The organism is Paenibacillus sp. NPDC093718, from assembly GCF_050279985.1.
Classification (GTDB): domain Bacteria; phylum Bacillota; class Bacilli; order Paenibacillales; family Paenibacillaceae; genus Paenibacillus_AQ.
The window spans coordinates 352,379-368,156 of sequence record NZ_JBNNUS010000004.1 but is presented as its reverse complement, the minus strand read 5'-3'; the positions used below and the strand labels follow the sequence as shown (position 1 = coordinate 368,156).

The 15,778-nt window shown below is 52.1% G+C and carries 12 protein-coding genes; 9 read left to right on the top strand and 3 right to left on the bottom strand.

Annotation, left to right across the window (positions count from 1 at the left end; translation table 11 throughout):
- Positions 1-2 precede the first annotated feature (2 nt).
- The 3 genes from ACQKPA_RS14520 (at position 3) to ACQKPA_RS14510 (ending at position 3,661) form a co-directional block, all read left to right on the top strand.
- A complete protein-coding gene (locus ACQKPA_RS14520; RefSeq protein WP_427493293.1) occupies positions 3-1,319 on the top strand; it encodes a 6-phospho-beta-glucosidase in 1,317 nt (438 codons plus the stop codon).
- A 193-nt stretch (positions 1,320-1,512) separates the two neighbouring features.
- Entirely contained in the window at positions 1,513-2,811 is a 1,299-nt protein-coding gene (locus tag ACQKPA_RS14515; RefSeq protein WP_427493291.1) for a phytoene desaturase family protein, read from the top strand.
- Positions 2,789-3,661: an RNA polymerase sigma-70 factor gene (locus ACQKPA_RS14510; protein ID WP_427493289.1), complete on the top strand. Its 873-nt coding sequence runs from the start codon at positions 2,789-2,791 to the stop codon at positions 3,659-3,661. The genes ACQKPA_RS14515 and ACQKPA_RS14510 overlap by 23 nt, the downstream gene beginning before the upstream one ends.
- 185 nt (positions 3,662-3,846) lie before the next feature.
- Here ACQKPA_RS14510 and ACQKPA_RS14505 read toward each other — a convergent pair whose 3' ends face one another.
- From ACQKPA_RS14505 to ACQKPA_RS14495, 3 genes are all read right to left on the bottom strand, one after another.
- Entirely contained in the window at positions 3,847-4,782 is a 936-nt protein-coding gene (locus ACQKPA_RS14505; protein WP_427493287.1) for an SDR family oxidoreductase, read from the bottom strand.
- On the bottom strand, positions 4,779-5,876 hold the full coding sequence (gene uxuA / locus ACQKPA_RS14500; protein ID WP_427493285.1) for a mannonate dehydratase: 1,098 nt from the start codon (positions 5,874-5,876) through the stop codon (positions 4,779-4,781). The genes ACQKPA_RS14505 and uxuA overlap by 4 nt, the downstream gene beginning before the upstream one ends.
- A 120-nt stretch (positions 5,877-5,996) precedes the next feature.
- The gene (locus ACQKPA_RS14495; RefSeq protein ID WP_427493283.1) at positions 5,997-6,674 is read right to left on the bottom strand and encodes a GntR family transcriptional regulator; all 678 of its coding nucleotides are present in this window, start codon (positions 6,672-6,674) and stop codon (positions 5,997-5,999) included.
- An 87-nt stretch (positions 6,675-6,761) separates the two neighbouring features.
- Here ACQKPA_RS14495 and uxaC point away from each other — a divergent pair, with 87 nt between their 5' ends.
- The 6 genes from uxaC (at position 6,762) to ACQKPA_RS14465 (ending at position 15,678) form a co-directional block, all read left to right on the top strand.
- Positions 6,762-8,165: a glucuronate isomerase gene (uxaC, locus tag ACQKPA_RS14490; RefSeq protein WP_427493281.1), complete on the top strand. Its 1,404-nt coding sequence runs from the start codon at positions 6,762-6,764 to the stop codon at positions 8,163-8,165.
- Positions 8,166-8,277: 112 nt separating this feature from the next.
- Positions 8,278-9,888 carry a response regulator transcription factor gene (locus ACQKPA_RS14485; RefSeq protein WP_427493279.1) on the top strand — a complete coding sequence of 537 codons (1,611 nt, stop codon included), beginning with the start codon at positions 8,278-8,280 and terminating at the stop codon, positions 9,886-9,888.
- Positions 9,885-11,627 carry a sensor histidine kinase gene (locus ACQKPA_RS14480; RefSeq protein WP_427493277.1) on the top strand — a complete coding sequence of 581 codons (1,743 nt, stop codon included), beginning with the start codon at positions 9,885-9,887 and terminating at the stop codon, positions 11,625-11,627. The genes ACQKPA_RS14485 and ACQKPA_RS14480 overlap by 4 nt, the downstream gene beginning before the upstream one ends.
- 233 nt (positions 11,628-11,860) lie before the next feature.
- The gene (locus ACQKPA_RS14475; protein ID WP_427493275.1) at positions 11,861-13,546 is read left to right on the top strand and encodes an ABC transporter substrate-binding protein; all 1,686 of its coding nucleotides are present in this window, start codon (positions 11,861-11,863) and stop codon (positions 13,544-13,546) included.
- Positions 13,547-13,826: 280 nt separating this feature from the next.
- Positions 13,827-14,690: an ABC transporter permease gene (locus ACQKPA_RS14470; RefSeq protein WP_233355146.1), complete on the top strand. Its 864-nt coding sequence runs from the start codon at positions 13,827-13,829 to the stop codon at positions 14,688-14,690.
- A gap of 52 nt (positions 14,691-14,742) precedes the next feature.
- Positions 14,743-15,678 (top strand): carbohydrate ABC transporter permease, encoded by a 936-nt coding sequence (locus tag ACQKPA_RS14465; protein ID WP_071218718.1) that lies wholly within the window; start codon positions 14,743-14,745, stop codon positions 15,676-15,678.
- Positions 15,679-15,778 lie beyond the last annotated feature (100 nt).

Below are 15,778 nucleotides of genomic sequence, written 5' to 3'. Positions count from 1 at the left end.
ACGTGGCAGCAGGATTAAAGATAGCGGTCATCGGGGGAGGTTCCTCCTATACCCCGGAAATTGTTGAAGGTTTCATTCGCAATTATGAGCAAATGCCGATTCGCGAACTATGGTTCGTTGATATTGAAGAGGGCAAGCATAAGCTGGAGATTGTAGGCAATCTGGCCAAACGCATGGTGAAGGAGTCAGGCCTGCCGATCGAGGTTCACCTGACGCTGGATCGCAGACAAGCGATTGCGGGTGCTGATTTTGTGACGACCCAGATGCGCGTCGGCTTGCTTGCTGCACGTAAACAGGATGAGCATATTCCGATTAAACACGGCGTCATCGGACAGGAGACGACGGGCCCGGGCGGCATGCTGAAGGCGCTGCGCACGGTTCCGGTGATTCTGGACATTTGCCGTGATATCGAGGAGCTGGCACCGAATGCATGGATGCTGAATTTCACGAATCCGGCGGGGATCGTTACGGAGGCGGTTGCTAAGCACAGTAAGGTGAAATCTGTTGGTCTGTGCAACTCGCCGATTAACTTTCAGAAGTTCCTGGCGGCCGAGTACGGCGTGTCGGAGAAGGACGTTTTGGCCGAATTTGTCGGGATCAACCATCTTCACTGGGTGACGTCCGCTATCGTTAACGGGGAAGAGAAGATGCCGGAGCTGCTGGACGGCGGCAAATCGTATACGGCGAAGAACGTGCCGACCTTCGGCTGGGATGCGGACTTTATCCGCTCGCTTGGAGCGATCCCGACGTATTATCTTAAATATTTCTACATGACCGATACGATGTTTGCGGATATGAAGGCATCGCTGGAGAAGGACGGAACCCGAGCGGACGTGGTCAGCCGCGTTGAACAGGAGCTGTTTGAGCTTTACAAGGATGAGAATTTGGCCGTGAAACCGAAGCAACTGGAGCAGCGGGGCGGCGCTTATTACTCCGAAGCGGCCGTCAATCTGATGACGTCCATCTACAATGACCGCCATGATATCCAGACATTGAATGTCGCAAACGGCAATATCTATGATTTCCTGCCTGCCGATGCCAGCATCGAGATCAACTGCGTGGTAACAGGCCAGGGCCCGATCCCGCTTGCACCGCAGAACGTGCCTTCCCATGTAAAAGGACTGATGCATGCGGTGAAAGTATACGAACAATTGACGATCGAAGCGGCCATTACCGGTGATCGCGGCATTGTGCTGCAGGCGTTGGTTCACCATCCGCTGGTGCCTTCCGTAAGTGTAGCGAAGCAGCTGCTGGATGAAATGCTGGAGGCGAACAAAAAGTACTTGCCGGCTTTTTTCAAGCCGGAGACCGTGCAGTAAACCGGAATGAAATCAAACGTGCGGTTATGATATAGAGCCATGCAAAACCCCTCTTCGAAATTGAAGAGGGGTTTTGTCGATTGTTGTACCGGAATATTGAATGACATGAATTTTCGGTTTGGATCTTCATTCCTGTCACATCTCGATGCCTTCGCCCGTCATACCCGTATAAAACCGAAAGGGATGATGACGGATGCTAAAATATGACGTAGCCGTTGTAGGTGGAGGCGTAGCCGGTTTGACAGCTGCAATCTATGCGGCAAGAGCCGGGAAGCAAACGATACTCGTTGAAAAGCAGGAGCGTTTAGGTGGTCGGGCCATGACCCATAAGAAGAAGGGAGCCTACTTTAATCTGGGCGGGCATGCCTTATATCATGGAGATGCCCTTTCAACCTTTCGCGAATTAGGACTCCAATTGCCGGGAGGCCAACCTTCGATTGACGGGTACGGGATTTGGAAAGGGAAATTAAGTCCGTTACCCATGGGCGTGAAATCCCTATTCACCACCCCTCTATTATCATGGAAGGGCAAGATGGAGCTCGGTGCCTGGCTTTCGAAATTAGGTAAACTGGATACACAGCAGTACGACAACATGAGTCTGCGCGAATGGATTGAAGGTAACGTGCAGGATCCGATGGTACGAAATTTATTCTATTCGTTATTACGTACGGCGAGTTATGTGGTAGCCCCTGACCTGCAGGCTGCCGGTCCTGTACTGCAGCAGCTTAAGCATGCGCTGAAGGGCGTGTTGTATCTGGATCGGGGCTGGGGGGCCATGGTCGATGAATTAAAACAAAAGGCTCTGGAGCAGGGAGTCCAAATCGTCACGAAGAATAAAGTCATTTCGGTTGAGCATCACGAGGGAAAGGTACGGCACGTCCTTTGCGGTGATGGCATGAAAATAGAAGCAAACCACATTATTCTTACCACGCCGCCAGCTGTCGCTCACGAACTGGTGCCCCATGCAGAAGAAACCGCCCTTCATACTTGGAAGGAGCAGGCGGTCGAAGTGACAGCGGCTTGCTTGGATGTAGCCCTGCGTCGTCTTCCTGAACCGAAGCAGCAGTTTGTGTACGGCCTCGATCAAACCGTCTTTCTCTCGAATCAGTCCCGTGCGGCTTACCTGAGTGATGATGGCGCACAAGTCATAACCTTGCTTAAGTATCAGGGCAAGGAGAAGGATGCAAGAAGGGATTTGCAAGAATTAGAAGAAACCTTAGACTTGGTGCAGCCCGGTTGGCGCAACGAGCTCGTGGAGAAACAATACCTCCCTAACATCACGGTTTGCCACGATTTTATGCATGTGAAACGCCAGGAGAACCCGGGTCCAGCCGTTCCTGAAATCGGCGGGTTGTATGTAGCGGGAGAATGGGCAGCGCATGGCGAACTCTTGGTTGATGCTGCAACTGCAAGCGCCAAGCGGGCTGTACAGCATATACTCTCGCTTGAAAGTGAGGAAAGGACCCCGAATGAGCACAGAGTCATTGTATAAAAGCTATCGATCCGCTCTTTTCTCGTTAGCTTACCGGATGCTGGGAAGTGTGATGGATGCGGAAGATATCGTACAGGAGGCCTTCATCAGCTATAACCAATTGCCCCATCCGGAGGACATTCGCAATGAGAGAGCGTTTCTGTACAAAATCGTAACGAATCGCTGCTTGGATTTGCTGCGCTCTTCTGCCAAAAAGCGCGAGCTGTACGTCGGACCCTGGCTGCCGGAACCCCTGATCGAGAATATGGCGTCAGAGGCGGACCCTTCTCTTATCGTAGAGCAGCAAGAGTCCATTTCTACAGCATACCTGCTGCTCCTTCAGCAGCTGAACGCGGTGGAGAGAGCTGTGTTTCTTCTCCGCGAGATTTTCCATTATTCCTATGACGAAATTGCTGAAATCCTGGGAAAAAGCAGTGCCAATTGCCGCCAAATCTTCCGCCGTGCCAAGAGCAGCATACATTTTGATCCTGATCAGAGACCTTCAATCTCGGTGGCGGAGGCGCAAATCAAGGAATTTGTGGACTCCCTCTTACAGGGGAACACGAATAAGCTGCTGGAACTGTTAAGCGAAAATGTCGTTCTCTACTCGGACGGTGGCGGTAAAGTCAGAGCGGCGCAAATTCCTGTGGTTGGAGTTCATAAAGTGATCCAATTGCATTTGAACCTGCTTAAAATGTATGAAGGAAAATATGCTTACTCTTATCTTACCGTCAATGGTCTGCCGGGAATGCGGATCTGGCTGGATCACGGTGTCCAATTCATTTATTCTTTTGCTTTTAAGAACCATCGGATCGAAACGATTTATACCGTGGCAAATCCGGATAAACTCAGGCATATACAGTTGCCGTGATGCAAAAAAACAGGACCGGTTTAAGATCATAGGATCTTAAGTCGGCCCTGCTGCTTTATCAAGCTGGGAAATCACAGGAGATATTCCTCGCGGAGGTCACTCCAGCATTTCATCTGCTTACTCATCATGGTCCAGCCAGTCAAGCTTATGACTGACAGGCTGCTGCCCTGTTGCATAGTAATCCGTTATACGCCGGAATAAGCCATGAAGCCGCCGTCTACGGGAATCACCGTTCCGGTGACGAACCCGGAGGTCTGATCATCCACAAGCCAGAGCAGGGTGCCGAGCAGATCCTCCGGCACGCCGAACCGTCTCATGGGGGTATGGGAGATGATTTTATGAGAGCGCTCGGTTAATGAACCGTCGCTATGGGTCAGCAGATTGCGGTTCTGCTCGGTCAGGAAGAAGCCTGGCGCGATCGCGTTTACGCGAATGCCGGATTCCGCGAGATGCACGGACAGCCACTGCGTGAAGTTGTTGATGGCCGCTTTGGCTGCACTGTAAGCCGGGACCTTGGTCATCGGGCTGGGTGCGCTCATGGACGAGATATTCAGCACGACGGCCCCGGGACGTCCCAGCATCCCTTCCGCAAAGACTTGCGTCGGTATAAGCGTGCCGATGAAGTTCAAATCGAATACGCTGCGGAAGCCAGGTACGCTTAACCCGAAAAAGGTTGTCAGATCCGGCTGCCCCACATCCTCCGGACGAAAAATTTCGTTGGTTGTATTCGCGTCTTTCCGGTTACCGCCGGCTCCGTTAATGAGGATATCGCAGGGTCCGAAAGACTCGCGCACAGCCTTCTCGGCTTGCCGGACGCTTTCCACATCCGTTACATCGCAGGAAACGGCAATCGCTGTACCGCCGGCAGCCGTAATTTCATCGGCCACCTGCTGCCCTTTCTCGGCCGTACGATTCAAGACGGCGACCTTGGCACCTTGCCGGCCCAGCTCCAAAGCCATTGCCCGGCACAGCACCCCGGAGCCGCCCGTGATGACAACCGTCTTCCCGTTTAATGACGGATGAATGGGAAGGGATAGGGTCTCTTGCGGCGTGGATTCATGAGAAGCTCCACTCGATCCGAGTTCAGATGTACCTGTCGCATGTTTATTTACCTCACTCATTGAACGGCCTCCTTTAGCTGAGCTGAGCTTCCTGCACGCTCCCGGCTGTAAGCGTCCCACAGCCCCCAGAGATACATAATGCCCAAGGCGCGGTCATACAGACCGTAACCCGGACGGCACTGCTCACCCCAAATATGCCGCCCGTGGTCGGGTCTTACATATCCGGTGAAACCGTTGTCATGATAGGCCTGCACAATGCCGGAAATATCAACGGTACCGTCCTCGGTACGGTGGGACGTTTCAATGAAGTCGCCGTTATCAAAGACGCGTACATTCCGGATGTGCGCAAATGGAATCCGGTCATGGAACTCATGGATCATGGAGACGATGTCATTGTCCGGATTAGCGCCAAGCGAACCGCTGCACAGGGTCAAGCTGTTCGCCGGGCTATCATATAGCTTGAGAAATCTCCGCAGATTCTCCTGGCTGGTAATGACCCGCGGCAGACCGAAGATCGGCCAAGGCGGATCATCCGGGTGAATGGCCATTCGGATGCCGTTCTTCTCGGCAGCCGGGATGACGGCGCTTAAGAAATATTCGAGGTTGCGCCACAGATCGTCCTCGGTAACGCCGCGGTAAGCTTCGAACAGGGAGGTCAGATGCGCCAAACGCTCCGGCTCCCAGCCTGGCATCGTAAGCGTGCTGTTTCGGTTGATCGTCTGTACCAGCTCTATCGGATCAATGCCGTGGATCTTGGCTTTCTCGAAGAAGAGAGCCGTCGAACCATCAGGCGTCTGTTTATGAAGATCGGTTCTAGCCCAGTCAAACACCGGCATGAAATTGTAGCAGATGACTTTGACGCCGACCTGGCCCAATTTCTCAATCGTCCGGATGTAGTTGGCTATGTACTGATCCCGCGAGGGCAGCCCAAGCTTGATATCCTCATGCACATTCACGCTTTCCACGACGTCAATATGAAGGCCGTACGCTTTTGCCTGGTCCGCGATTTCTTCAATTCGCTCCATCGGCCATTCCTCGCCGACAGGAATATCGTGAAGTGCCCATACGATGCCCTCCACGCCGGGGATTTGTCTAATCTGATCCAGCGAGACCGTATCGTTGCCCTCGCCAAACCACCTGAATACCATGCGCATTTCTTCACCGCCTTTACAAGTTTAAGGAGTTAACGCAAAGCTGCTGGGAATTTTGCAAGTTACGAGTGCACCGCCAAGATGGAAGCCTGCGAACGGATAAGTCTATCCGCCTGGATTGCTTTATTTAAAATAATCGGGATGCTTATCTTTCAGCACGGCCAGATTAGAGATGATCAGGCTGAGATGCGCCTGCATTTCCCGTTCGGCATGATCGGCGTCATGACGTGAAATCGCGTCCACGATCTCCCGATGCTGCTCGTACAGGTTGGTCCAATTCGGATCGGCGGACAACCATAACATCCGGCTCCGGTTCAGATGAGCGTTCATCTGCTGCAGCACGTTCCATGTGCCGACCTTATGGCAGCCTTCGAACAAAATACGGTGAAAGGCCTCATCCAGCTCAAACATGTGCTTGCCGTCATGCTTCTCGATGCTCTCGCGCTGCTCGGACAGATTGTGCTCCAGCACGGCGAATTTATCCTCGGGAAAGCTTTCGCAGGCAAGCCGGACCACGGCTTTCTCCAGCTGTTCACGCATGAAGCGCGCTTCCTCGACCAGCTCCGAATCGATGAGCGAGACGCGCGTGCCGCGCTGGGGAAGCACCACAACAAGGTCCTCCTGGGCCAAACGGACAAAGCTTTCCCGTACCGGCGTCCGGCTGACCTCGAAGGATAGGGAAACCTCCTTCTCGGATAAAGCCGTTCCCGGCGGCAGCTCCAGACTGACAATTTGCTGTTTAAGCCGGGAGTACACGATATTTCCGGCCGATCCTGGCTGTAATCGCAAAGATTCTACCACTGCATCACCTCCTAATGTATTCCATACTACCATACTTGTATGGTAGTATGGAACTGAAAATCGAAATAAGAATCGGAGGGCGATCACATGAGCCGTTTGGATACGGAAAATTTGCTCCTAAACAGCAACAGCGCGAAGAAACTCTTTTATGATTATGCGGAAGGGATGCCGATATTCGATTACCACAATCATTTAAGTCCGAAGGATATCGCCATCAACCGGCAGTTCGATAACCTGACGGAGTTATGGCTGGAGGGTGACCATTACAAATGGAGGGCAATGCGCTGGCTGGGCGTCGACGAGGAACTGATTACAGGCAGTGCAAGCGCCGAAGCCAAGTTCATGGCCTGGGCGGAATGCGTTCCGCGCTTGGTGGGCAATCCGCTCTATCACTGGACTCATCTGGAGTTGACCCGTTATTTCGGGATTCAAGAGCGGTTGACCGCTGATAATGCTAAGGAGATCTGGGAAGCTTGCAATGAGCAGCTGAAGGCTCCTGCCTTGCGGGCTGGCGGAATTCTGGAGAAATTCAAGGTCAAGGTGGCCTGCACGACAGATGATCCCGTCGATTCGCTGGAGTATCATCGGGCCATTCGAGATCATGGGGAATTGTCGACCATCGTTGCCCCTGCATTCCGGCCGGATCGGGTGCTGGATGTCACGAATGCGGATTTCACCACCTATGCACAGAACCTGGGAACAACGGCCGGTATAGACGTGGATTCCTATCAGGGATTGCTGGATGCCCTGCAGGAGCGGATTCAATATTTCCATGATCATGGCTGTCGCCTGTCGGATCACGGCTTTGGCGCGTTTCCTTACGAACAAGCCGATGAACAAGAGGTTGCGGACATTTACGGCAAAGCGATCAGCGGGGGCAGCCTCACACCGCTTGAGGATCGGAAATATCGCACCTATACCCTGCTCAAGCTCGGAGAAATGTATCACGCCAAGGGCTGGACCATGCAGCTGCACATTGGGGCGATCCGGAACAATAATGCGCGCATGTTCGCGAAGATCGGCAAGGACAGCGGGTATGACTCGATTCTCGATTTCCATCTGGCGGAAAGCCTGAACGGATTTCTGAGCAGGCTCGACAGGAACGATCAGCTGCCGAAAACCATTGTGTACAGCCTATACTCTTCTCATTACGAAATGATGGCCACCACGATTGGGAACTTCCAGTCAGCCGGTGTCGAGGGCAAGCTTCAGCTTGGTTCCGCTTGGTGGTTCCACGATCAGAAGGAAGGGATGCTGAAGCAGCTCACCGCGTTGTCTTCCATGGGGCTGATTAGCACCTTTGTCGGTATGCTGACCGATTCCAGGAGCTTTATGTCGTTCCCGAGGCATGAATATTTCCGCAGAGTGCTGTGCCGCCTGTTCGGGGACTGGATCAAGGAAGGGGAATTGCCCGCCGATTATGAATATATCGGTTCCATTATCCAGGACATTTGCTACCGCAATGCCGAGCGCTATTTTCAAATCCATTGACAATTGCATGCGGAGCATGAACAATAGACTTACTATATGAAAGCGTTTGCTGATGGTCGGATGGAAGATATGTGACAGGCAGATGTGTTTGAACAGGCGAGGGGGACATACCGTGCAATGGAACCGGGCGATATTGGTGGATGACGAGGTGTTTACGCGCAAAGGGCTCCTGAAGCTGATTGATTGGGAAGCCTGCGGCTTTCAAATTGTAGATGAGGCGGATAACGGAGAAGATGCGCTGGAACTGATTGAACGGCTTCAGCCGGATGTGGTCATCACCGATATCCGCATGCCGGTGCTGGATGGACTCGAGCTGATCAGGCATGTCGTCACGAAAGACATCGTCAAGCCGTATTTCATTATTGTAAGCGGATACGATGATTTTAATTATGCCCAGCAGGCCGTCCGCTATGGCGTGCATGATTTCATTTTGAAACCGATTGACGAGACGGAATTCAGCCATGCGCTGGTTCGGCTCAGCGAGCGGCTAAAGTCAGACCGCGAGGCTCGCCTGAGAGAAGAGAGGCTGTTGTCCGGGGCTTTGATGGAATCGCTCATTATAGGGGAAGCCGATGAGGCGCTGCTGCACGAATGGGAGCAACGCCTCGAGCTTCAGCCGGAGAGTCGTCTGTTCTACGTCTTCGTCGAACGGAATGACTACCAGCAGGCTTCGGCGGCGAACGGCAATGACGATGGCAGAGCAGAATTCAAGAACGGGGTGGAGGCGGCTCTCCTTGCGATCTCGAATGGAGAACAGCCCTTCTACCTGCATGAGCACCGCAATCGAATCGGCATTATCGTTCCGGGCAGCATCCTGCACTCGTTCCAGGGGTGTCGGCGGGGATTTGCCAGACGCATTCAGCAATCGCTTGCCGATTCGGGCCACGAACGAATCTTTGTTTATTTTGGTCAACCGGTGCTGCAGTTGTCCCACATTCAGGAGGCATACGAAACGGCTAAAGAATCACTCCTTTACAAATATATCTATGATGAAAGCGGCATTGTGATCCATGAGGAGGCCTCCCAGCATGGCCTTCACTATATCGGGCTGGAAGAAGGGCTTTACGAGCAGTTTCTGGAGCAGATCGAGGAGCTGCATTTCGAGAAGTTGGAAGTGACAATTCGTCTGCTGTTCGAATCCTTCCGGGAGAAGTTGTATGCTCCCGAAGCGGTGAAGACGGCAATCAACCAATGCGTGCTGGGCGTGGTCCGGGTACTCGGCAGCATGGACGGGGATCAGAGCCGGCTATCCAGTTTGGAGCCGATGACCGAATGGCATGACCGCAACTTGTCGCTTCAGGGGCTGAAGCGGTTGTTCACGGCATTTGCAATTGAGAGCGCGGACTATATCGCGCAGCTTCGCAAGGAGCAGCACAAGGGCGGAATCCAGAAGATCCGGGCTTATATCGAGGCCCATTATCATGAGAATATCAGCCTGAAGGGCATCGCAGGGAAGTTCTATATGAACCCGGTGTATCTGGGACAGCTTTTCAAAAAAGCGTATGGTATGTACTTTAATGACTTCCTGCTGCAGCTGCGCGTGAACGAGGCGAAGCGATTGCTGCGCCAGACGGATCTGCGCATCTATGAGGTGGCGGAACGGGTCGGATTCGGCAACCCGGACTATTTCGTCACGCAATTCGAGAAGCTGGAGCGAATGACGCCAAGCGAGTACCGGAGCCGCTTGATGAAGGAGGCCGCGTCCGAAGGGGCGAATCGATGAAGCCAAGCTTGAATAATGTCCGTCTGCGGGACAAGATGCTGCTGATGTATTTCCTGGCCGTATTTTTGCCAATCCTGGTCACCAATCTCATCTTCTACAACGTGACATCCGGCAGCGTGAGGGAGCAGCGGATCCAGGATATAACCGTGGCGCTTGAGCAGATGAAGAATGAGTTCTTGCGTGAAGTCGAGGATGCGCTGGAGATCTCCTCCGTCTTCTACACGGACATTCAATTGAACGAGATTATGGAGACGGTGTACGATCATCCGGCCGATTATATCGAGGCTTATGATACCTATCTCCGCCGCATTTTGAATTCGGGCAGCGCCGTATACAATTCGGTCAGCGAGATTACGGTGTATGTGGACAATCCGACCCTGCTGTATTCCGGCGGCATTAATTATATCAGCGACCAGGTGAAGGAAGAGGCCTGGTACAAGGCAATTGCGGGCAAAAACATAACCCAGCCGATTGTGATGCGTACGGGCAAGAATGGCCAATTGGACAGCTTCAGCATCATCCGAAGCATGAATTATTTCAATTCCCAGGATGATCATACCAAGTATCTCAAGATTGATATGCGGATGCCTTCGATTCGGCAGATCATGAGCAATCTGAATGTGCAGGGCAAAGTGTACCTGCTGAGCGGCGCCGGAAATATCGAATACACCACGGATCCGAAGGTTGATATTATGCAGGGTTCCGTGCAATACAGCAGCATCGCGCATGGCGACAGGTTTCTGGAGTTTCACACCGATACGTTCACGACCAACAATCTGAACACCTGGACGATCACGGCGGTGACGCCGGAGGATGTGGTGCTGCGCGACGTGCATCAGTCCTTGCGGTTCGTCATTGTGCTGACCTGCCTGAACTTTCTGCTTCCGACCTTGGTGATTGTCTGGATCAGCCGTTCCCTGAACGTGCGTCTGGTACGGATACTCAAGCATATGAAGAAGGTCAAGAACCAGAATTACGACACGATCCAAGAGGCCGAGGCACATGACGAGATCGGTCAGCTGACGGGTGAATTCAACCGGATGACCCTGCAGCTTAAGAGCTTGATCAATGACGTGTACATGGCGGATATCCAGAAGAAGAACTTGGAACTTCAGCGGCGGCACGCGCAATTGAACGCGCTGCAGAGCCAGATTAATCCGCACTTTCTCTTTAACGCACTGGAGACCATTCGCATGCGCAGCCTGATGAAGGATGAGGATGAGACGGCAAAAATCATTCATAACATGGCCAAGATCTTCCGCAATTCCCTAGTTTGGAAAAAAGACATGGTGACGCTCAAGGAAGAGGTGGAGTTTATTCACTGTTTCCTTGAAATACAGAAATACCGGTTTGGCGACAAAATTGATTACTCGGTTCACGCCCCCGCAGAAGAGGGACATTTGCAAATACCGAAGATGGCCATCGTTACTTTTGTGGAGAATGCCAGCATTCATGGCATCGAGCCGCTCAAGTACGGGGGGCGCATTGAGGTTCGTGTTGCACGCGAGGGACAAGCCCTTATCTGCAGCATTCAGGATAACGGGGCGGGCATGTCCGCGGAGAAGGTGGAACGCGTCTGCCGCTACTTGGATACCGAGGACGAGATGGGCGAGCGGATCGGCATTCAGAACGTGATCTACCGGCTGAAGCTGTACTACGGAAGCCGGTTCCAGTTTGAAATCGACAGCTCGCCTGGACAAGGCACCCGGGTAAGACTGTCCATCCCCATCGAAACCTAACAGGGCAAATCCTGCTTGGCACTCCGGCTCGGAGTGACTACAGCAGGATTTGTTCGTTAATCAGGAGAAGAGGTGCGGCGAAGGCCGCAGAGGTGCCATTTTTCACGATCGTGGATGCGGTTCTATAGTTTTCAAAGTATCACCTAAAGATTGACGGGTGAAAATTGCTCCTGAGCTCTCTTATAATGAAAGTGCTTACAAATTAACGAGACCGAAAGGGGTAGGTCAAGAGCATGAACAAGAAATTTTGGGTAAGCTGTCTGACCGTGGTTATGATGGTATCGCTTCTGGCGGCTTGCGGCGGCGGTAAAGACGCAGCGGATAACGCACCGGCTGCCGGCGGCGAAGGCGAGAAGAAAGAAGAGAAGGTCACCTTCACCTATTTCAACTCCGCAGCAGGTAAAGACAAAAATACGAACGAAACGACCATCGGTAAAATTTTCGAAGACCAAACCGGCGTGAATTTTAAAATGGAGCATTTGGTAGGAGACGAGAACACCAAGGTGGGCACGTTCATTGCCAGCAACGATTATCCCGATGTGATTGTGCCGGGAAGCTCGATCGATAAGCTGGTAGGGGCGGGCGCCTTCATTCCGCTCAATGACCTGATCGATAAGTACGGCCCTAACATCAAGCGTGTGTACGAGCCGTATTACAATCTGATGAAAGCCGATGACGGCAACATTTATTTCCTCCCGCTAAGTGCGGTTGTAGGAGAGTACACGTCGGCTCCCAATATCGAGCAAGGAGCATTCTGGATTCAACGCCGCGTCCTGAAGGAAGCGGGTTACCCGAAAATCAAGACCTTCGACGAGTACCTGAACCTGATTCGCGATTACGTGAAGAAGCATCCGGAGGAAGGCTTGACCGGATATCTGGCACTGACGACGCAGGATAAATTTTTTGCCCTGACCAATGCCCCGATGCACTTGGCCGGTTATCCGAACGATGGCGGCATCATCATCGACATGGAAACCCACGTAGCGAACGATTACGCGGACGACGACATTACGAAGCGTTACCTGCAGGAGCTGAACAAGCTGAATGCGGAAGGCCTGTTCGATAAATCCTCATTCGTGGACAACTATGATCAATACCTTGCCAAACTCACTTCCGGTAAGGTGCTCGGCTTCTTCGACTATAGATGGCAGGTAGGCCAAGCGATGAACAACCTGCGCGAAACAGCCAATAAATCGGGTAACGACGATCTCGAATATATGGCGCTGCCGATCGTATACGACGAGAATACCAAGGATCAGTATCTGGACCCGCCATCCTTTGTGAACAACCGCGGCGTAGGGATCTCCGTCAGCGCGAAGAATCCGGAGCGCATTGTGAAGTATTTCAACAACCTGCTGACGGACGAGAACCAAATTCTGTCGAACTGGGGCATCAAGGACGAGACATATTCCGTAGATGAGAACGGCCGCTTCTACCGTACGGAAGAGCAGATTGCACAGACCAATACGGAAGCCTTCCGCGAGTCGTTCGGCTTCAAGTACTTTGAATATAACTGGCCTCGTTACGGCAACGGTTCTACGCTTTCTGACGGTAATTCCGTGGGCGCGGGACGCCAGCCTGAGGTTGCGAAAATGTCTTACTCCGAACCGGACAAGAAATTGCTTGAAGCATACAACATCGATTCCTTCTCGCAGTTGTTTGCGGCACCGGACGACCGTCCATGGTATCCGGCTTGGAGCATTCCGATCGATCAGGGCTCACCGGCCCAAATCTTCACGCAGAAGAAAAGCGATTTGCAGCGTAAATACTTCCCGAAACTGGTTCTTGCCAACCCTGCGGAGTTTGACGGCATCTGGAACGAATACGTGGGCGAGTTCGGCAAGCTGGACGTGAAGGGATACGAGGATCTGATCACTGAGGAAGTAGCCAAGAAAATCGCAAATGCCCAAGGACAATAATAGATGAAGAAGAGGCGATCAGGGGCGGACCACTCGATAAGTTTGTATTCGTCCCTCCTCCTCTATAACCATTGTATGGGCTGGATAGGAAGGAGAAGAAACCGTGGATAAGGCGAACCCGATTGGACCTGCAGAGACGACGGCGATACGTGAAACGCCGTCGGTATCGAAAGGTTTCTTCAATAAACAACGGAAAAACAATATTGGTTTGAACAATAAACCGCCATCAGGCGAAAAAAGCTTCTTCCGGAAGCTGCTGCAGCAGAAGGCGCTGGTCTTCATGTCAATTCCTTTTTTGATATGGTTGTTTGTCTTTAAGTACCTGCCGCTATGGGGCTGGACCATCGCGTTTCAGGATTTTAAACCGGCCAAGAAGATATTCGATCAGGAATGGGTAGGCCTGCAGCATTTTACCTTTCTGTTTCAGGACGAACACTTCCTCCGGGTCATGCGCAACACGCTCGCCATGAGTTTTATCAACCTTGTCTTAGGTTTTGTCACGGCGATTGTGTTAGCGATCCTGCTCAATGAGCTGCGTAATTTGATGTTCAAACGGGTCGTGCAGACGATCAGTTATTTACCCCATTTCATCTCTTGGGTTGTGGCAGCGAGCATTATTTCGACAGCTCTGTCCGCAGACGGCGGGATTATCAATGAACTCCTCATGTGGTTCGGGATTATTAAGGAACCGATCTTATGGCTTGGGGAAGGGGAATATTTCTGGGGAATACTCGGTGTTTCGGAAGTATGGAAGAATGTCGGCTGGAACACCATTATATATTTGGCAGCCATGACGATGATCGATCCCTCGCAGTACGAGGCGGCGGAAATCGATGGCGCCGGACGCTTTCAACGGATTTGGAACATCACCTTGCCGGGTCTAAAGCCGGTATTCATCATCCTGTTGATCATGAATATCGGCAACCTGCTCGAATCCGGTTTTGAACCGCAATATTTGCTTGGTAACGGCATGAACGTGGATTATTCCGAGAACCTGGATATTTTCGTGCTGAAATACGGTATTCAGATGGGCAACTTCTCGCTCTCGATTGCAGCCGGCATGTTCAAGACGGTCGTCAGCTTCATACTCTTGTTCACGGCCAACCATATCGCGAAGAGACTGGGCGAAGATCGATTGTTCTAAGCGAAAGCTTGCGAGGACCGTTCTCTATCAGAAAACGTACAGGAGGATTCATATGGCGAAGATTTCAGATTCACCACGGGCCCACGCCCGGTTCAAGTCTCCCGCGGACCGGTTATTCGATACCTTTAACATTGTGTTCATGATCTGTCTCATGATTGTCACGTTGTACCCGTTCATCAATACGCTCGCGGTTTCCTTCAACAATGCGACGGATTCGGTAAAAGGCGGCATTTATTTATGGCCGCGGGATTTCACGTGGGAAAATTATAAATATGTATTTAACGAAGCCACGATATTCCACGCTACCTTCATCTCGGTTTTGCGTACGTTGATCGGTACGATCACTTCCGTATTCTGCTGTGCTATGGTGGCCTATACCATCAGCCGTCCGGAATATGTGCTGCGCAAATTCGTATCAATTGCCTTCATCTTGACGATGTATTTCAGCGGCGGTTTGATTCCGAACTTCCTGTTGATTCGCGAATTGGGCATGCTGGGCACCTTCTCGGTGTACATCATTCCAGGCCTGATCGGCGTGTTTAACGTCATCGTCATCCGTTCCTTCATTGAAGGACTGCCGGAAGGAATTCTGGAATCGGCCCGGATCGACGGCGCCGGCGAATTCACGACTTTCATGAAAATCGTGCTTCCGCTATGCGTACCCGTACTTGCTACGGTATCGCTGTTTACGGCGGTATCCCAGTGGAACTCCTGGTTTGACGTATTCTTGTATAACTCTTCATACAGCGAGCTTAGCACCCTGCAGTATGAATTGATGAAAATACTCCAGAATTCGAATTCCTCGCTGAATTCGGGCAACGACTATGCAAGCCAGTTTGCAAGCTCGGAAAGCGGCGCGAATCAGGTCACGCCGACCTCCATTCGGGCAACGATGACCATTGTGGCCAGCGTGCCGATCATTCTGGTGTACCCGTTCCTGCAAAAATACTTTGTGCAAGGGATGACCCTTGGCGGGGTGAAAGGGTAAGCTGCGGGAGCCGCTAAATAAGTACATCGTGTGCACTGCTCCCTGGTGCACATGGTACGTGGTCGTCGGGAGCATGCTTGGATGGCTGCCGACCAACGAT